15 protein-coding genes and 1 other RNA gene are annotated in these 18,603 nt (G+C 59.9%); 15 read left to right on the forward strand and 1 reads right to left on the reverse strand.

Annotated features, from left to right (window positions below; genetic code table 11):
• Nucleotides 1–89: 89 nt before the first annotated feature.
• The 15 genes from GGD46_RS10860 (at nt 90) to murB (ending at nt 16,950) form a co-directional block, all read left to right on the forward strand.
• Nucleotides 90–647, forward strand: coding sequence for a lytic transglycosylase domain-containing protein (locus GGD46_RS10860; RefSeq protein ID WP_184703784.1), 558 nt, complete (start codon nt 90–92; stop codon nt 645–647).
• An 80-nt stretch (nt 648–727) separates the two neighbouring features.
• Nucleotides 728–1,921: an NAD(P)/FAD-dependent oxidoreductase gene (locus GGD46_RS10865; RefSeq protein ID WP_184703785.1), complete on the forward strand. Its 1,194-nt coding sequence runs from the start codon at nt 728–730 to the stop codon at nt 1,919–1,921.
• A 67-nt stretch (nt 1,922–1,988) separates the two neighbouring features.
• Nucleotides 1,989–2,388: RNase P RNA component class A (gene rnpB / locus GGD46_RS10870), an RNA gene on the forward strand.
• Between the two features lie 430 nt (nt 2,389–2,818).
• Nucleotides 2,819–3,259, forward strand: coding sequence for a division/cell wall cluster transcriptional repressor MraZ (gene mraZ / locus GGD46_RS10875; RefSeq protein ID WP_184703786.1), 441 nt, complete (start codon nt 2,819–2,821; stop codon nt 3,257–3,259).
• 14 nt (nt 3,260–3,273) lie between these two features.
• On the forward strand, nt 3,274–4,299 hold the full coding sequence (gene rsmH, locus GGD46_RS10880; RefSeq protein ID WP_184703787.1) for a 16S rRNA (cytosine(1402)-N(4))-methyltransferase RsmH: 1,026 nt from the start codon (nt 3,274–3,276) through the stop codon (nt 4,297–4,299).
• 1 nt (nt 4,300) lies between these two features.
• On the forward strand, nt 4,301–4,825 hold the full coding sequence (locus GGD46_RS10885; protein ID WP_184703788.1) for a hypothetical protein: 525 nt from the start codon (nt 4,301–4,303) through the stop codon (nt 4,823–4,825).
• Nucleotides 4,825–6,579 carry a peptidoglycan D,D-transpeptidase FtsI family protein gene (locus GGD46_RS10890; protein ID WP_184703789.1) on the forward strand — a complete coding sequence of 585 codons (1,755 nt, stop codon included), beginning with the start codon at nt 4,825–4,827 and terminating at the stop codon, nt 6,577–6,579. Before GGD46_RS10885 ends, GGD46_RS10890 begins: the two co-directional genes overlap by 1 nt.
• A gap of 65 nt (nt 6,580–6,644) precedes the next feature.
• The gene (locus GGD46_RS10895; protein WP_184703790.1) at nt 6,645–8,108 is read left to right on the forward strand and encodes a UDP-N-acetylmuramoyl-L-alanyl-D-glutamate--2,6-diaminopimelate ligase; all 1,464 of its coding nucleotides are present in this window, start codon (nt 6,645–6,647) and stop codon (nt 8,106–8,108) included.
• Complete coding sequence (locus tag GGD46_RS10900) at nt 8,105–9,565, forward strand: UDP-N-acetylmuramoylalanyl-D-glutamyl-2,6-diaminopimelate--D-alanyl-D-alanine ligase (protein ID WP_184703791.1); 1,461 nt, start codon at nt 8,105–8,107, stop codon at nt 9,563–9,565. The genes GGD46_RS10895 and GGD46_RS10900 overlap by 4 nt, the downstream gene beginning before the upstream one ends.
• Nucleotides 9,566–9,576: 11 nt before the next feature.
• Entirely contained in the window at nt 9,577–10,698 is a 1,122-nt protein-coding gene (gene mraY, locus GGD46_RS10905) for a phospho-N-acetylmuramoyl-pentapeptide-transferase (protein WP_184703792.1), read from the forward strand.
• Nucleotides 10,699–10,705: 7 nt separating this feature from the next.
• The gene (murD, locus tag GGD46_RS10910) at nt 10,706–12,118 is read left to right on the forward strand and encodes a UDP-N-acetylmuramoyl-L-alanine--D-glutamate ligase (protein WP_184703793.1); all 1,413 of its coding nucleotides are present in this window, start codon (nt 10,706–10,708) and stop codon (nt 12,116–12,118) included.
• A gap of 1 nt (nt 12,119) precedes the next feature.
• Nucleotides 12,120–13,274: a putative lipid II flippase FtsW gene (gene ftsW / locus GGD46_RS10915; RefSeq protein ID WP_184703794.1), complete on the forward strand. Its 1,155-nt coding sequence runs from the start codon at nt 12,120–12,122 to the stop codon at nt 13,272–13,274.
• 171 nt (nt 13,275–13,445) lie between these two features.
• The gene (gene murG, locus GGD46_RS10920; protein ID WP_184703795.1) at nt 13,446–14,567 is read left to right on the forward strand and encodes an undecaprenyldiphospho-muramoylpentapeptide beta-N-acetylglucosaminyltransferase; all 1,122 of its coding nucleotides are present in this window, start codon (nt 13,446–13,448) and stop codon (nt 14,565–14,567) included.
• Complete coding sequence (gene murC, locus GGD46_RS10925; RefSeq protein ID WP_184703796.1) at nt 14,564–15,979, forward strand: UDP-N-acetylmuramate--L-alanine ligase; 1,416 nt, start codon at nt 14,564–14,566, stop codon at nt 15,977–15,979. The genes murG and murC overlap by 4 nt, the downstream gene beginning before the upstream one ends.
• Complete coding sequence (murB, locus tag GGD46_RS10930) at nt 15,976–16,950, forward strand: UDP-N-acetylmuramate dehydrogenase (RefSeq protein ID WP_184703797.1); 975 nt, start codon at nt 15,976–15,978, stop codon at nt 16,948–16,950. Before murC ends, murB begins: the two co-directional genes overlap by 4 nt.
• 92 nt (nt 16,951–17,042) lie before the next feature.
• On the opposite strand, the gene GGD46_RS10935 is transcribed toward murB, so the two are convergent.
• Nucleotides 17,043–18,374 (reverse strand): MFS transporter, encoded by a 1,332-nt coding sequence (locus GGD46_RS10935; protein WP_184703798.1) that lies wholly within the window; start codon nt 18,372–18,374, stop codon nt 17,043–17,045.
• Between the last annotated feature and the right edge of the window lie 229 nt (nt 18,375–18,603).

The following is an 18,603-nucleotide window of genomic DNA, read 5'->3' on the forward strand; positions in this document are numbered from 1 at the left end:
GACTGTGCATTCCGGCGGCTCTTTTTGCCTCCAGCCGGACGTGACGGCTTGTGCCGCCCGCGGTCCCGCCCCTGGAGACAAAAGACTACATGAAAAATTTGATTGTTGCGGCTGCAGCGTGCGTAGGTATGCTGCTGGCAGGGTATAATAGTGCCTTTGCAGGCCAGCGAGATGCGGTGCAGCGCACGGTTCCTCTCAAGACTGTCAGCCGTACCACCGGTTTTCCGGCACCTAACGTTCCCGCCGATATACGCCGCGCCGAAAACGCCTTTGTCCGGCCAAATGGCTATTCCGCTCTCATCGCCAAATATGCCAAGCAAAATGGCGTTGCCGTCGAGCTGGCGACCGCCGTCATCCAGATTGAAAGCAATTTCAATCCGAAGACGCGGGGCAGCGCCGGTGAAATCGGTCTGATGCAGATCAAGCCCGCGACGGCACGCATGATGGGATATAACGGCCGCGCAAAGGGGCTTTACGATCCCGAGACGAACATCAAGTTCGGCATGAAATATCTTGCGATGGCGCAGAATCTAGGCGGCGGTCCGACCTGCAATACCATCCTCAAATACAATGCCGGCCACGCCGCCACGCGCATGAATCCGGTTTCCAAGCGCTACTGCGGCAAGGTGCTGGCGCTTCTGGATTGACCTCGCTCCATCCTAGATAACGGGTAGGGCGGAATCGCGTTCCATGCTATCGAAAGCCTTTGAATAGCGAGGGTTGTAGCATGGCAGCGGATTTCAGGTTCATCGTCGTCGGTCGCGGAATGATGGGGGCCGCCGCTGCCCGCCATCTCGCCAGGCAGACGGATGGCATTGCGGTCATCGGGCCGGATGAGCCGAAAGATCGCGCCAGCCATCAAGGCGTCTTCGGCAGCCACTACGATGAGGGCCGCATCACCCGTACGATCGATCCGAACACGGATTGGGCGCGCCTCGCAAACCGTTCGATCAGCCGCTATGCGGAAATCGAACGGGATAGCGGCATTCAGTTCTATGCGCCCGTCGGCTGCCTCGTCACCGGTCCGAAGCGAGGTGGGGAGAACGACTATGTCGGCGACGTCGTGAATGCTGCGCAGCGATTGGGCGTTGAGACAGATCTTCTCGATGATGCCGGGCTCAAGGCGAAGTTTCCGTTCTTCTCGTTCTCATCGGGAAGCGAAGGGGTCTACGAGCCTCGCGGTGCCGGTCATATCAGCCCGAGGCGGCTGGTGAAGGCGCAGTCCCTGCTTGCTGAAAAAGCAGGCGCGCGGGTGATCAAACAGACTGCTCTGTCGATCCGCGATGAGGCCGGTCGTGCCGTTGTCACGACCGCGGAGGGTGAGACGTTCAGCGCCGAAAAGGTGCTGCTTGCCACCGGCAGTTTCTCCATTGCCGAGAATCTCTTGCAGAAGCCTGTTGAGATGAAGGTTTATGGCCGCACGGTCACTTTCTTCGAGGTGAGCGAGGCGGAAGCCGAGGCCCTGTCCGGTATGCCGTCATTGATTTCCGTGAAGCCGGACGATGTGGACAGCATCTATATGCTGCCGCCGATCCGCTATCCCGACGGCAAATATTACATCAAGATCGGCGGCGATCCCGACGATCTGCAATTCGAGAGCGAAGCGGAGCTGCGTGCCTGGTTTCGTACACCGGGCCGCGACAAGGCACGCGAACATCTGGTGCGGATATTCCACGAGCTCGTTCCCGGTGTGAAGCGACCGCCGTCTTTCACCAATTCCTGCGCCGTCTCCTATTCTCCGTCCGGTTATCCGATGATCGGCTATACGTCTTCCTCGCGTGTCGCGGTCCTGATGGGCTGCAACGGTACCTCCGCCAAGAGTTCCGATGAGCTCGGCCGACTCGGAGCGGAACTGCTGCTCGCAGGTCGAATCAAGGACGAGGGCTACGCCACGGATTTCTCTGCGCATTTCCGTAACTGACATCCTGCTTGGGCAAAGCCATATATTTAGGTGGCATTTGCGGGCGGTCTCGGTTAATGAGCCAGTGCCAGTTGGCCGGGCAGCCGCGCTTCATCAATGCCGAAAGGCGATGAGGTGAGGAAAGTCCGGGCTCCACGGAAACACGGTGCCGGATAACGTCCGGCGAGGGCAACCTCAGGGAAAGTGCCACAGAAAGCAAACCGCCCGGTCTCAGGACCGGGTAAGGGTGAAAGGGTGGGGTAAGAGCCCACCGCGTCTCTGGAAACAGCGACGGCACGGAAAACCCCACCGGGAGCAAAACCGAATAGGGATGACGCGGAGCGCGCAAGCGCTCCAGCCCGTTTCCGGGCCGGTCATCCGGGTGGGTTGCAAGAGGCGTCGCGCAAGCGCCGTCCCAGATGAATGGCTGCCACGTTCCGGCCTCGGCCGGAGCCATACAGAACCCGGCTTACAGGCCAACTGGCAAATCTACGCGCCTTTTCAACGGAGGCGCCTTTCGCTCTCTCCAAATTATTTCGAGAGCTTTTGGATGCCCTGGTTTTCCGGGGTTTTCGACTGTTGCGGATGCAAGTTTTCGCCTGTGAAAACAATCCGCTTTGGGACGTCTGTTCAAGGCAATCCTAACCTTTCGTTAAACTTAACGTCTTATGAATATTCAGGCTGTGGTCGCGCCTGATGCGGCTTCATCCCATTGACGCCCATATGGTCCCATGGTATCCCAAAAGAACACTGTAAACGGGCAAATCAGAGCCCAATCATCGCAAAGCCATGATTGCTCCCGCTTCGGGGGTGTCGAAGGGGTGTTGGCTCTTTCGGCTTGCGACGCTGTGTCCGATTTTGGCTGTGTCCGCGAGCGCATGAGTGCTTGTGGGTCATGGGGGACGGGTGTTTCGCGTCATGAACCGCTTCCTGTCAAATGCGACCAACCGGATCGACGCCAAGGGGCGGGTTTCCGTGCCTGCGGCGTTTCGTTCCGTGCTAGTCGAGCGCAACGTTCAGGAGCTTTACTGCTTCCAGGATTTTGTGTTTCCGGCGATCAGCGTCGGCGGTCTCGATCTGCTCGATCGCTTCGAGCAGCAGATTGCGGCGGAGGATCTTTTCTCGCCGGCAGCAAACCAGATGTCGCTCCTGATTCATGGGGGCGGGGTCTTCATGAGGCTCGATGCCGAAGGACGGTTGATGGTCACGGATTTCATCCGCGATTTCACCGGAATTACGGGCGAGGTGACCTTCGTCGGTCGGGCGGATCATTTTCAATTGTGGCGACCGGAGGCCTTTCTGGCTTTGCAGGCGCAGGCACGAGAGGAGCGCAGGCTGGCGGGCAGGCGCTCGGAATAGAACGGGGAAGCGGAATGGTGGCGAATTCAGGCGGAGGTTCTTCTGGTGCCGGTGGCGGACCTGTTCGTCACATTCCGGTTCTTCTCTCCGAGGTGCTCGAAGCGGTGGCGCCTGAGCCCGGTAAGGTCATCCTTGATGGCACGTTCGGGGCTGGTGGTTATACGTCGGCCATTCTGGCTGGTGGCGCAGATGTCATCGCGCTCGATCGCGATCCTACTGCGATCTCAGCGGGGCAGGCTCTCGTCGCAGCTCATGCCGGCCGGCTGAGGCTCATCCAATCGCAGTTTTCTCAGCTGGCCGAGTATGCGCCCGATGGTGGTCTGGACGGCGTCGTTCTCGATATCGGCGTTTCCTCCATGCAGATCGACGAGGCCGAGCGCGGCTTTTCCTTCAGCAAGAACGGCCCGCTCGACATGCGTATGTCGGCAAGCGGTGTGTCGGCGGCCGATGTCGTCAATCGCGCCAAGCTTGCGGATCTCATTCGCATCTTCGTTTTTCTGGGGGAAGAGAAGCAGGCGCCGCGTATCGCCCATGCGATCGAGAAGCGTCGCGCCGAAGCACCGTTCGTGACCACTCGCGATCTGGCCGGCCTGATCGAGGTTGTGACGCCGCGAAAGGCCAAAGACAAGATCCATCCGGCTACGCGCGTCTTTCAGGCGTTGCGGATTTTCGTCAACGACGAACTTGGCGAGCTTGCTCAGGCGCTGTTTGCTGCCGAACGCGCACTGAAGCCGGGCGGGCGTCTTGTCGTCGTGACTTTCCACTCCCTGGAGGATCGGATCGTCAAGAAATTCTTTGCCGATCGCTCCGGCCGTGCGACCGGATCGCGTCATATGCCTGTTGTGCATGAGCGGCTTGCTACCTTCGAGACGGTCGGCAAGTCGATGATTTCAGCGAGCGAGGCTGAGGCGGAAGTCAATCCACGCGCGCGTTCCGCCAAGCTGCGAGCGGGGGTTCGCACTTCGGCGCCAGCGGAAGAGGCAGATCTTTCGATCTTCGATCTGCCAAGTCTCGCCAGTCTCGGAAAGCTCGGGGGGTAGAATGCTGAAGACCTTTGACATCGTGCTGATTGGTGTCATGACGGCGATGGCCAGCGTGACCTATACGATCAAGCATCGCGCCGAGTTGAAGCTGGAAGAGGTTCGTCGCCTCGAGGCCGATATCAAGCTTGAGAGAGATACGATCGAACTCCTCAAGGCGGACTGGGCTCTAGTCTCGCAGCCGAACCGGCTCGAGCGTTTGGTCAACAATTATAGCAACGAGCTTCAGCTGCAGCCGACCCTGTCGACGGCCATCGTTCAGCCAAGCGAGCTGCCGATGCTGCGTTCGCAGGTTCCGCCGCCGGTTGTGGCGGACGCCAAGGACAGTGGCAAGGGCGGCAAGTCGACCGGTTCCAAGGGTGGTGCCGCAGTCGCTTCCAAGGGGGGCGACACGACCGATGCACAGATCAGGAAAGCGATTGCCGATGTGGCGTCTGCGCCGGCGCCTCGGCCCAAGGCGCCGGTCGTGGCCAAGCGCAAGAAGTCGGATATCGATAACATCGCAACGGGATCGGTGGCGCACTAATGTCTTTCCTTTCTCGCATCATGGTCTTGAAAAGCAAGGCGCATTTCTCCACCGACGGCAACAATCGTCCGAGCGACGGCTTCTTTCATTCGAAATTCGAGGGCGCGCGCAAGCGCAAATCCAACCAAGCCAAGAGCCGTGTCGTGCTGCTGGTTGGAAGCTTCATTGCCATCTATTGCGTCATCGGCGGGCGGCTCGCCCAATTCGCCCTTACGCCACCGGATGTCACCTCCAGCATTCTGCCGCCCGACCGCCTGATGGCTTCGCGCCCGGATATCGTCGATCGCAACGGTGCTTTGATGGCGACCGATATTCGCACCGTCTCGCTCTTTGCGGAACCGAACAAGATCATCGATGCCGATGAAGCTGTTGAGGAACTGCGCAAGGTCCTGCCGGATCTCGACGCGAAATCGACCTACAGAAAGCTATCCTCCAAGAATTCGCACTTTGCCTGGCTTCGCCGACAGCTGACGCCGAAGCAGCAGAGCCAGATCCTGGCGCTCGGCATTCCCGGTATCGGCTTCCGTCCCGAGAAGCGTCGCTTCTATCCGGGCGGCACGACCGCGCCGCATATCCTCGGCTACGTCAATATCGACAACCGCGGCGTTGCAGGCATGGAGAAATATATTGACGACCAGGGTCTTGCCGATCTTGCCGCCGCCGGTATGACCAACGACCAGCCGCTGCAGCCGGTCAAGCTCTCCATCGATCTGCGCGTGCAGGGTATCGTTCGCGATGCCGTCGTCAACGCCGTCAAGAATTTCCAGGCGAAGGGCGCGGGTGCCGCGATCCTCGACGTCCACACTGGCGAAGTGCTGGGCATGGCTTCCGCGCCCGATTTCGATCCGAACTATCCAAGCGAAGGGGCGAGCGAGGGATGGCTCAATCGCATGACGAACGGTACGTTCGAAATGGGGTCGACCTTCAAGACCTTTACCATGGCGATGGCGCTCGACTCCGGCAAGATTTCGCTGCGCGACGCCTTCGATGCCTCTGCCCCGATCCGGATCGGAGGCTTTACCATTCACGACTTCCATGGTCAGCGCCGCGTGCTTACCGTTCCGGAAATCTTCCAGTACTCCTCGAACATCGGTACTGCCAAGATCGCCGACCTTGTTGGCATCGATGCGCATAAGGAATTCCTGACGCGCCTGGGTCTGCTCAACAAGATGGACACCGAGTTGCCGGAAGTGAAGATGCCGACACAGCCTCGCGTCTGGAAGAAGATCAACTCGATCACCATTTCCTTCGGTCACGGCGTCTCAACCACAGCATTGCAGACCGCAGTCGCAGCATCGGCGCTCATCAACGGCGGCAAGCTGATCGAGCCGACCTTCCTGCCGCGCACGCGCGATCAGGCCGATGCAATTGCAAAGATGGTGGTCAAGAAAAGCACGAGCGACGACATTCGCTACCTGCTGGAGTTTAACGGCACCAGAGGTTCCGGCCGCAATGCGCGCGTCCCCGGCTATAATGTCGGCAGCAAGACCGGTACGGCCGACAAGGTCGTCAACGGCCGCTATTCGCACACGCTGAACTTCAACAGCTTCCTGGCCGCATTCCCGATCGACAATCCGCAATACATTGTCATGACCTTCATCGACGAGCCGAAGAGCGGTGAGCGTGGCGGCGGTACCATCTCGGCCTTCACAGCGCTGCCGATCGCGCGTGATATCATTGCCAGAGCGGCACCAATCCTCGGGGTACAGCCCAGCTTCGGAAAAGATAACTCGGCCTTGCTGGCGTCTTATTAAGCGTGAAAGAATACACGGGTCGATTCGCGAGAGGGCGGATGGATTAACAACGAAAAGTATATTCGATGAAGCTGCGGGATATCGCCGGAGATGGGTTTCCGGAAGTCAACACACAGATCGGCGGAGCAATCGGCGATCTTGAGATAACCGGGATTTCTGCCGATAGCCGGCAGGTGTCGCCGGGTATGGCCTTCGTTGCGGTTGCCGGTACGAAAGCCAATGGCGCGAGTTTTATTGCAGATGCGATTTCGCGCGGTGCTTCCGTTATTGTCACAGGCCCTGGAGCCGTCGCAAACGGTGTGCCTTTGCTCGAGGTTTCCGAGCCACGTCGGTTTTTGGCGATCGCCGCGTCTCATTTCTATGGTCGTCAGCCTGAGGTCATGGTGGCCGTGACCGGCACCGCCGGCAAAACTTCGGTCGCGTCCTTCACCCGACAGATCTGGGCATTTGCCGGCCATGCGGCCGCAATGATCGGAACCACGGGTGTCGTATCGCCGACCCGCAACGACTACGGCTCCTTGACCACGCCCGATCCGGCGTCGCTGCACGAACTGCTTGCAGAACTCGCCGACGAAGGCGTGACCCATGCGGCAATGGAAGCATCCAGCCATGGGCTCGATCAGTTCCGGCTCGATGGCGTCAGGCTCGCCGCCGCGGCCTTCACGAATCTCGGCCGCGATCACATGGATTATCATCCTACGGTCGAGAACTACATGGCCGCCAAGATGCGGCTCTTCAAGGATCTGCTGCCGAAAGGTTCGCCGGCGGTGATTTTTGCCGACGATGCCTGGTCGGACCAGGCGATTGCCGCTGCGCGCTCTGCCGGTCATGATGTCCGGACCGTGGGACGCAAAGGCGATTTTCTGACGCTTAAGCGCGTCGAGCATTTTCGCCACAAGCAGATCGCCGAGGTTCACGTCGGCGACGAGATCTTCGAGATTCACATTCCGCTCGCTGGCGATTTCCAGGTTGCCAATGCGCTCGTCGCTGCCGGCCTTGCGATTTCGACGGGAGTTGCGGTGTCTGTCGCGATGGCAGCGCTCGAAAAGCTAGTCGGCGCATCCGGTCGCCTTGAGCTTGTCGGTCACACCCATGACGGTGCGCTCGCCTATGTTGACTATGCGCACAAGCCTGACGCACTGGAAAACGTGCTGAATTCGGTACGACCATTTACGACCGGCCGCGTCGTCGTCGTTTTCGGCTGCGGCGGCGACCGCGATCGCGGCAAGCGCCCGATCATGGGCGAAATCGCCTGCCGTCTCGCCGATGTCGTTATCGTCACCGACGACAACCCGCGTTCGGAGGATCCGGCGACGATCCGCTCGGAGATCATGGCAGCAGCCACCTGCGCCACGGAAGTCGGCGACCGTGCGGAAGCAATCCGCAAGGGCGTCGGCATGCTGAAATCCGGCGATACGCTGATCGTTGCGGGCAAGGGGCATGAGGAAGGCCAGACGGTCGGCGGCGTGACGTTGCCTTTCTCTGATCACGCAGAACTGCGCAAGGCATTGGAGGAATTGAAGTCTTGAATTGGCTATGGACAACTGAGGAACTGATCGCTGCAATCTCGGGCCGCTTCGTCGGAACGCTGCCCGCCGGCATTACGGGCATTTCCATAGACAGTCGTTCCATCCAGCCCGGCGAGGCTTTTTTCGCCATCAAGGGCGATCGTGTCGACGGTCATGACTATGCCAATGTCGCCATGGCGAACGGTGCCGCCTTTATCGTGATCAGCGAGGCGCGTCTGCCGGCAATGGGCAGCCTGACCGTGCCGAAGGTGGTGGTGGATGACGTCTTGGCCGCGCTGGCGCGATTGGGTGTTGCCGCGCGCCGGCGTACGCAAGGCAAGATCATCGCCGTGACTGGTTCCGTCGGCAAGACGACCACCAAGGAGATGCTGCGCCGGGCGCTGTCGCCTTCAGGCAAGGTGCATGCTTCCGTCGCTTCCTTCAACAATCATTGGGGTGTGCCGCTGACGCTTGCCCGTATGCCTCAGGATACGGATTTCGGCGTTTTCGAAGTCGGCATGAACCATTCGGGAGAGATCAGGCCGCTGGTCAAGATGGTGCAGCCGGACGTCGCCATCATCACGACCATTGCGCCGGCGCATCTCGGCAACTTCAATAGTATCGGCGAGATTGCCGCAGCCAAGGCTGAGATTTTCGAGGGCGTCGTGCCAGGCGGCCATGCCATCCTCAATCACGACAACGACCAGTTCGAAATGCTGGAGCGTGCTGCAGCGGCGGCCGGCATCGAGCACATCCACAGCTTCGGTCAGCATGCCAAGGCCGATGTGCGCCTAGCCGAATTCAATGCGTCGGAAGAGAATTCGACCCTATGGCTGACCATCGGTGGCGAGACGCTGGAAGTGGCGATCGGTGCGCCCGGGCGTCACATCGCCGAAAACGCGCTCGCCGTGCTCGGTGCGGTCATGCTGGTCGAGGCGGATCTCGACAAGGCCGTCGCGGCGCTGGCCGATCTGCAGCCGGAAAAGGGCCGTGGGCAGCGTCACAAGCGGGCGATCGGCAACGGCTACTTCACGCTGATCGACGAAAGCTACAATGCCAATCCCGCATCCATGCGCGCGGCCATCGGGCTGCTTGCGACGACCTCGCCGAATTCGGGTGTCGGCGGCCGGACGGGTAGGCGGATCGCCGTTCTCGGCGACATGTTGGAAATGGGGGATTATGCCCAGCAAGTGCATGCGAACCTTGCAGGACCGCTTCTGGCGGCCGGTATCGAGCATGTCTGGCTGGCGGGTCCGGAGATGGCGGCTTTGAGGGATGAGCTGCCGGAAAGTGTTCATGTCGAATATCGTGAGACGACGGAGGAACTCTCGGAATTCGCGCTCAACTCGGTCGCCCCGGGCGACGTGTTGATGGTGAAATCGTCGTTGGGGATGAAGTTTGGAAAGATCGTGGCCGGCTTGCTTGACAAGTTTCCCGCATTTTCCGACACGGGCCCCCACACCCATCAGGGGCTTTAGAAAGGGCTCTTATGCTGATCTGGCTAGCCGAACTGTCGGACCATATTCAATTTTTCAGTACCCATTTCAGATTCCTCAATCTGTTCAGATACATCACGTTTCGCACCGGCGGCTCGCTCTTCACGTCTGCGTTGATCGTTTTCCTGTTCGGACCGCGAATCATCTCATCGCTGCGCGTGCGTCAGGGCAAGGGGCAGCCGATTCGTGCCGATGGTCCGCAGACGCACTTCAAAAAGGCCGGCACACCGACCATGGGCGGCCTGATGATCCTTGCCGGCATCGTCGTGTCGTCGCTGCTATGGGCTGATCTGGCCAATGTCTACGTGGTCGCGACGCTGCTCGTCACCCTCGGCTTCGGCGCGATCGGCTTTTATGACGATTATCTCAAGGTGACGAAGCAGAGCGACAAGGGATTTTCCGGTCGCGCGCGCCTCGGCATCGAGTTCATCATTGCGGCCATCGCCGTTTATTTCATGATGACCACGGCGCTGTCGTCCGGCCCCGCCGGTTCGACCTTCGGCTCGTCGGTCGCGTTCCCCTTCTTCAAGAGCCTGCTACTCAATCTTGGCATGTTCTTCGTTTTCTTCGGTGCGTTCGTCATCGTGGCTGCCGGCAATGCCGTCAACCTGACCGACGGTCTTGACGGACTTGCCATCGTGCCGGTCATGATCGCGGCTGCCTCCTTTGGCGTCATCGCCTATCTTGCCGGTAACTTCGTGTTTGCCGATTATCTCGCGATCAATTTCGTGCCGGGCACGGGTGAACTGGCCGTCGTTCTCGGCGCGGTCATTGGGGCGGGCCTTGGCTTTCTCTGGTTCAATGCGCCGCCAGCCGCCATTTTCATGGGCGACACGGGCTCTTTGGCGCTCGGCGGCATGATCGGCTCGGTCGCGGTTGCGACCAAGCATGAGATCGTCATGGCGATTATCGGCGGTCTGTTCGTGCTGGAAGCGCTTTCGGTCATCATTCAGGTCGGTTTCTTCAAACTGACGAAGCGCCGCGTTTTCCTCATGGCTCCGATTCATCACCATTTCGAAAAGAAGGGTTGGACGGAGAGCCAGGTGGTCGTGCGGTTCTGGATTGTCGCGGTCATCCTGGCGATGATCGGTCTCTCCACCCTGAAGCTGCGGTGAGGCGCCGATGATCCCCGTCACCACGCTGAAAGGAAAGAAGGTCGCTCTCTTCGGCCTTGGCGGTTCCGGCTTTGCCACGGCGCGTGCGCTCGTTGCGGGCGGCGCCGACGTCATGGCCTGGGACGACAATCCCGACAGCGTGGTCAAGGCGGGTGCCGAGGGAATACCGGTCGTGGATCTCAGGACGATCGACTGGAATGCTCTGTCGGTCTTCGTCCTGTCTCCGGGTGTGCCTTTGACGCATCCGAAGTCGCATTGGACCGTCGATCTCGCACATGCTGCAGGTGTCGAGATCATCGGCGATGTCGAGCTGTTCGTCAGAGAGCGCCGAGCGCATGCGCCGGATTGCCCGTTCATTGCCATCACCGGCACCAACGGTAAATCGACAACGACGGCGCTCATCGCGCACGTGTTGCAGTCGAGCGGACGCGATACGCAGCTTGGCGGCAATATCGGCACGGCTATTCTGACGCTCGACCCGCCGAAGGCCGGTCGCTTTTATGTCGTCGAATGCTCGTCCTACCAGATCGATCTCGCACCGACGCTTAACCCGTCGGCAGGTATTTTGCTGAACCTGACGCCCGATCATCTCGATCGGCACGGCACGATGCAGCATTATGCCGATATCAAGGAACGGCTTGTTGCAGGCAGCGGCGTTGCCGTCGTTGGTGTCGACGACAGCCATTCGTCCCTGATCGCCGATCGCATCGAACGGGCAGGGACCAAGGTGGTGCGGATATCGCGCCGCCATGCTCTGGCGGACGGTCTTTATGCCGAGGGGAGCCGCATCCTGCAGGCATCCAACGGTGCAGCGAGCGAGATCGCCGACCTGGATGGTATCCAGACCTTGCGGGGCGGCCATAATGCGCAAAATGCAGCGGCTGCGATTGCCGCTTGCCTTGCGGTAGGCATCACGGCCGATGAGATTCGATCTGGCTTGAGATCATTCCCGGGTCTCAAGCATCGCATGCAGCCGGTCGGGCGGCGTGGCCGCGTCGTTTTCGTCAACGACTCCAAGGCGACGAATGCGGATGCGGCAGCGCCGGCGCTTTCGAGCTACGAGAACATCTACTGGATTGCCGGCGGCTTGCCGAAAGAGGGTGGCATCACGACCCTTTCGCCGCTCTTTCCGCGCATCACGAAGGCCTATCTGATCGGCGAGGCAGCACCGGCTTTTGCCGCGACGCTCGGTGAGCAGGTGCCCTATGAGATCTCGGGTACGCTGGAGCGCGCCGTTGCTCATGCTGCCGAAGATGCGGCTGGGGATGAGCATGAATCCGCAGCTGTGATGTTATCCCCGGCTTGCGCAAGCTTCGATCAGTATAAGAATTTCGAGGTCAGGGGTGACGCGTTCGTCAGCCATGTGGCAGCGATCGAGGGCGTTACCATGCTGATCGGTTCAGCAACTGGAGGCAAATAATATGGTAAGCCGCGTTGAACGTGGGGCCTTGGCCGAATGGTTCTGGACCATCGACCGCGTATTCCTTGCCCTTTTCATCCTGTTGATCGGTATTGGTTTCATGTTGTCCTTTGCGGCGTCGCCGGCGGTGGCGGAACGCATCGGGCTTGAGCCGTTCCACTTCGTCAAGCGTCACGCCTTGTTTCTCGTTCCGGCGATCGCGGCGATGATCGGCATTTCCTTCATGACACCCCGTCAGGTGCGGCGCACGGCGGTGATCTTGCTGATCGTTTCGCTGGCAATGATGCTTTTCGCGCTGTTCTTCGGTATTGAGGTCAAGGGCTCGCGACGCTGGGTCAACATCGCAGCACTGTCCATTCAGCCGTCGGAGTTCATGAAACCGGCTTTCGTGGTCGTCTGCGCTTGGCTGTTTGCCGAGCACGCACGCCAACCGGAAATTCCCGGAAACCTCTTTGCCATCATTCTCTTCGGCATCGTCGTCGCGCTGCTGGTCGCCCAGCCTGACCTTGGGCAGACGATCCTGACGACGGCCGTCTGGGGCGGCATGTTCTTTATGGCGGGCATGCCCTGGCTCTGGATCATTGTCCTTGGCGGCCTCGGCGCCGGTGGCTTCGTCGCCGCTTACTATGTCTTCGATCACGTGGCGCAACGCGTCAATAAGTTCATGACCGGTGAGGGCGACACATTCCAGGTCGACACCGCCAAGCAGGCGATCGTCCATGGTAACTGGTTCGGCGTCGGCCCGGGCGAGGGCGTCGTCAAGCGCATCATCCCCGACGCCCACACGGACTTCATCTTCTCCGTCGCGGCTGAAGAATTCGGCGTGATCTTCTGCATGGTGCTCGTCTGCATCTTTGCCTTCCTCGTGCTGCGCGGCCTGTCGCATGCCTACAAGGAGAAGAACGACTTCAACCGCTTTGCGGTTGCGGGCCTGGTGCTGCAGATAGGCATTCAGTCGATCATCAACATCGGTGTTAATCTACAGCTTCTGCCCGCCAAGGGCATGACTCTGCCGCTGATTTCCTACGGTGGTTCCTCGATGACGGCGATCTGTGTGACGGCTGGCTTCATTCTGGCACTGACGCGTCATCGCCCGGAAAAACGAGCGCAGGATCGCAGCCAGTTCCGCGTGACGCATGGGCTGCCTGCGGAGTAATCGTCTTGGATTTGCCTTTACCCCCTCTCGTTTTCCCTGTTCATTCTCCGGTCGCTTTTCCAAAGGCGGCGGGCTATGAGGAGGTTTGGTCCGTGCCGATGACGCGGTCGGGGCGACCTCCTATATTAAGGGGATGCCTCGAGTATTGGGGTGTTCGCGGGAGCGAAAATTATGAGTAAAGGCATTGTCCTTCTTGCCGCCGGCGGAACCGGCGGTCACGTATTTCCGGCTGAAGCGCTGGCTTATAAGCTGAAGGAGCGCGGCTATTCCGTGCACCTCGTCACGGACAGCCGTGCTGAACGCTATGCCGGCAAATTCCCGGCCGACGAAATCCATGTCGTGCCGTCGGCAACGATTGGCTCGAAGAGCCCGCTGAAGGTCGCAAGCGCGCTTTGGACGCTGTGGAAGGGTATGCGCGCTGCGCGCAAGCTGATCCAGAGAATCAAGCCCGTCTGCGTCGTCGGCTTCGGTGGCTATCCCACGGTGCCGCCGCTGCTCGCTGCGACACGTTTGGGCGTGCCTTCAATGCTGCACGAACAGAATGCCGTCATGGGCCGCGCCAACAAGATGCTGGCGCCGCGCGTGCGTGCCATCGCAGGCGGCTTCCTTTCGGAAGAGGGACCGTTTGGGGAAAAGACTGTCACGACGGGCAACCCAGTGCGTCCCGCTGTCATCGAGGCTGCGAAACAGCCCTATATTCCTTCTGTTCCTGACGATCCGTTCAATCTGGTCGTGTTTGGCGGCAGCCAGGGTGCGCAATATTTCTCGAAGGCGGTTCCGACAGCGATCAGTCTGCTGGAAGAGCCCCTGCGTAAGCGGCTGCGCATCACGCAGCAGGTGCGCCCGGAGGATATGGAGACGGTCAACAGCTGCACCAGGCGGCTGGAGATGGGTGCCGATGTCGCGCCCTTCTTCACGGACATGGCCGAGCGTATCGGTGCTGCACATCTGGTTCTCTGCCGCTCCGGTGCTTCCACGGTTTCCGAACTCGCGGTGATCGGCCGTCCGGCAATCCTGGTGCCCTATCCGCATGCGCTCGATCATGATCAGGCTGCCAATGCGGCCGCACTTGCCGCAACAGGTGGCGTCAAGGTGATCGCACAATCCGAGCTGACGCCGGAGAAGCTCTCCACGATCCTGCGCGGTTCCATGACAATGCCGGAAAAGCTCGCCAAGATGGCGGCAGCAGCCAAGCAGGCCGGCAAGCCTGATGCGGCAAACTTGCTCGCCGACATGGTTGAAGCTATTGCCGGGGGACGTTCAATTCAGCAATTCAAGGGGGCAGGCGTATGAAGCTGCCGAAGGCAATCGGCCTTGTGCATTTTATCGGTATCGGTGGTATCGGGATGAGCGGCATAGCCGAGGTTTTGCATAACCTCGGCCATCGCGTGCAGGGATCCGACCAGTCGGAAAGTGCCAACGTGCAACGGCTGCGCGACAAGGGTATTCCGGTTCATATCGGTCACAAGGCGGAAAACCTCGGCGACGCCGAAGTCGTGGTCGTTTCCACCGCCATCAAGAAGAGCAATCCCGAGCTTGTGGCTGCGCGCGAAAAGCTGCTGCCGGTGGTGCGCCGCGCCGAAATGTTGGCCGAGCTGATGCGCTTCCGCAATGCGATCGCCATTGGCGGCACGCATGGCAAGACGACGACGACGTCGCTCGTGGCGACGCTGCTGGAAGCCGGCGGGCTTGATCCCACCGTCATCAACGGCGGGATCATCAACGCCTATGGCACCAACGCGCGCATGGGCGAGGGCGAGTGGATGGTAGTCGAGGCCGATGAATCCGACGGCACCTTCCTGAAATTGCCTGCTGACATCGCAGTCGTTACCAATATCGATCCGGAGCATCTGGACCATTACGGCAATTTCGATGCCGTCCGCGCCGCTTTCCGGCAGTTCGTCGAGAACGTGCCGTTCTACGGCTTCGGCGTCATGTGCATCGACCATCCGGAAGTGCAGGCACTCGTCGGGCGTATCGAGGACCGCAAGGTCATCACCTATGGCGAGAACCCGCAGGCAGACGTGCGCTTCATGAACGTGCGCATCGATGGCACGCGATCGCTGTTCGATGTCGAAATCCGCAGGCGCCGCACCGGCAAGGTGATCCATATCAAGGATCTCGTGATGCCGATGCCCGGGCGCCACAATATTTCGAATGCGACGGCAGCCGTTGCTGTTGCCAACCGGCTCGGCATTTCCAGCGAGGCGATTGCCAAGGGGCTGGCGTCCTTCGGTGGCGTCAAGCGCCGCTTCACGCTGACCGGCGAATGGAACGGGGTGAAGGTTTTCGACGATTACGGTCATCATCCCGTCGAGATCAAGGCTGTGCTGAAGGCTGCGCGCGAGGCTTGCAAGGGCCGCGTCATCGCCGTGCACCAGCCGCATCGCTATACGCGCCTGTCGAGCCTCTTCGAAGAATTCGCCGCGTGCTTCAACGATGCTGACAGCATCTTCCTCGCTCCGGTCTATGCGGCCGGTGAAGATCCCATCGAGGGCGCGGATTCGCAGACGCTGGTTTCGCGTATCAAGGCGGGCGGTCACCGTGACGCGCGTTATCTGCCGTCGCAGGAAGATCTTGCCGCGATGGTTGCAGAGATTGCGCGACCGGGTGATTTTGTGGTTTTGTTGGGGGCTGGCAGCATCACATACTGGGCAGCGTCATTGCCAAAGGAATTGGAAGGCCTATCGGGTAAGTCCGCATGAAACAGGTTAACGGAGAAAAGCTTCTGGCGTCGCTCGGCGACAGCGTCAAGGATATCAGGGGACGGCTCACGCCGGACGCGCCGATGGATCGCGTCACGTGGTTCCGTGCCGGTGGATTGGCGGAACTCATGTTCCAACCGCACGATACCGACGATCTGATCGCATTTCTGAAGATCTTGCCGGAAGAGGTGCCGCTGACGGTCGTCGGCGTGGGATCGAACATATTGGTGCGCGACGGCGGTATTCCGGGCGTCGTGCTCAGGCTTTCGGCCAAGGGCTTCGGCGCGGTCGAGCTTGCGGGCGAAAACCGCATTCTGGCCGGCGCCATCTGCCCGGACAAGCATGTCGCGGCGATGGCCATGGATAACAGCATCGGCGGTTTCCATTTCTTCTACGGCATTCCCGGCAGCATCGGCGGTGCTGCACGCATGAACGCGGGTGCCAATGGCGCAGAGACCCGCGAGCGCGTTGTCGAAGTGCATGCGGTCGACCGCAAGGGCGACAAGCATGTGCTTACCAATGCCGAGATGGGCTATAGCTATCGGCATTCGGATGCTTCCGAAGAGCTGATCTTCACGCATGTTCTGTTTGAAGGCTATCCGGAAGATCGCGCCAAGATCCGCGCCGAAATGGACGCCGTACGTGCCCACCGCGAAACGGTACAGCCGATCCGTGAGAAGACCGGCGGCTCGACCTTCAAGAACCCGGAGGGTCTTTCCGCCTGGAAACTGATCGACGAAGCCGGTTGCCGCGGACTTGTCATCGGCGGTGCGCAGATGTCGTCGTTGCACTGCAACTTCATGATTAACATGGAGCAGGCGACGGGCTACGATTTGGAGTATCTCGGCGAGCAAGTACGTCGTCAGGTTTTCGAGAATTCCGGCGTCAAGCTGGAATGGGAAATCAAGCGCCTCGGTCATTTTATGCCCGGCCGCGAAGTGCGTCCGTTCCAGGGTGTCACGACCGAGTAGATAGGCGCTGCGACTGACGCAGACTTCATAAAGCGAATCAAGAAAAAGGCCGGGTTTTCACCCGGCCTTTTCAATTGGTTGTATTGAAATTCTCAGATCTCATCATTGCCCGAAAGCAGGATGCCGATCAGCGAGAGAAGGGCCGCTGCTGCCAGGTAGTAACCGACATAGACGAGGCCATAGGTCGTCGCGAGCCAAGTGGCGATGTAAGGCGCCAGCGAGGCACCGACGATGCCGCCGAGATTGAAGGTCATCGAAGCGCCGGTATAGCGCACAGTGGTCGGGAAGGGGGCTGCGAGTGCAGCGCCGATCGGACCATAGGTGAAGCCCATCAATGCCAGGCCGATGATCGAGCAGGCGAAAGCGCCAGCAAGGCCGGCGGTCAGCAGCGACGAATAGAACAGGCCGAAGATCAGGATGCCGATCGTCGTCAGGATCAGGACCAGCCGGCGCGAATAGCGATCCGACAATAGACCCGAAACGGGGATCATCAGGCCGAAGAACACTACGCCTACGAGCTGAACGACGAGGAACTGCCCCTGCGTGTAACCAAGGCCTGCCGGCAATGGGCCGGTGCCAGGAGCGCGGGTTCCCCAGCTCAGCGTGAAGGCCGTCATCAGATAGAACAGCACGAAGGTCGCGACGGCGATGATCGTGCCGAGGATGAGGCTGCGGAAGTGTGAGCGGAAGATGACCGCGATCGGAACGGAAACCCGTTCTTCCTTTTCGATGGCACGCTGGAATTCCGGAGTTTCCGTGATCTTCAGGCGGACATAGAGGCCGACAGCGACGAGCACGATGCTGATCAGGAAGGGAACGCGCCAGCCAAAGTTGAGGAAGTCCGCGTCGGTCATGCTTTCGCGCAGGATCAGGAAGAGACCTGCCGACAGGATGAAGCCGATCGGCGCACCGAGCTGCGGGAACATGGCGTACCAGCTGCGCTTGCCTTCCGGAGCATTTTCCGTGGCGAGCAGCACGGCGCCGCCCCATTCGCCGCCCAGGCCTAGGCCCTGGCCGAGACGGCACAGCGCCAGCAGGATTGGGGCGAGAACGCCGATGGATGCGAAGGTCGGCAGCAGGCCGATCACGACGGTCGACAGGCCCATGGTCATGAGAGCGGCGACCAGGGTTGCCTTGCGGCCGATCCGGTCACCGAAATGGCCGAAGATCATCGCGCCGATCGGGCGTGCGAAAAAGGCGATGGAGAAGGTTGCGAAGGACTGCAGCGTTGCAGATGTCGGGTCGCTTGCAGGGAAGAACAGCTTCGGGAAGACGATAACCGCCGCCGTCGCATAAACGTAGAAATCGAAAAATTCGATCGTTGTGCCGATGAGGCTCGCGATCAGAACACGTGCCGGGGAATTGGCAACGTTGTTGTTCGACGACGAGGGGGTCGGCGATAAAGGAGATATCGCGTCAGTCATGATCCCACCAAATTTGGACGATGCTAAGGGCTGCTTAGCGGACAAATCGTGTCCTAGCGTAATTTTTGTTCGACGCAAACGCCAACTACGCAAGAAATCAATGGTTGTATGCTATTATTTAGCCGTAATTGTTGATTCGCGAGCAATTGAGCGATTGTCTGCCACGGCGTAGGCGTGTTTCCGGCGAGTCTTTCCGGGATCTTTTTTATAAACGGCTGATTTTCGTTGC

It is taken from the genome of Martinezella lusitana (assembly GCF_014207095.1).
Classification (GTDB): Bacteria; Pseudomonadota; Alphaproteobacteria; order Rhizobiales; family Rhizobiaceae; genus Rhizobium; species Rhizobium lusitanum_B.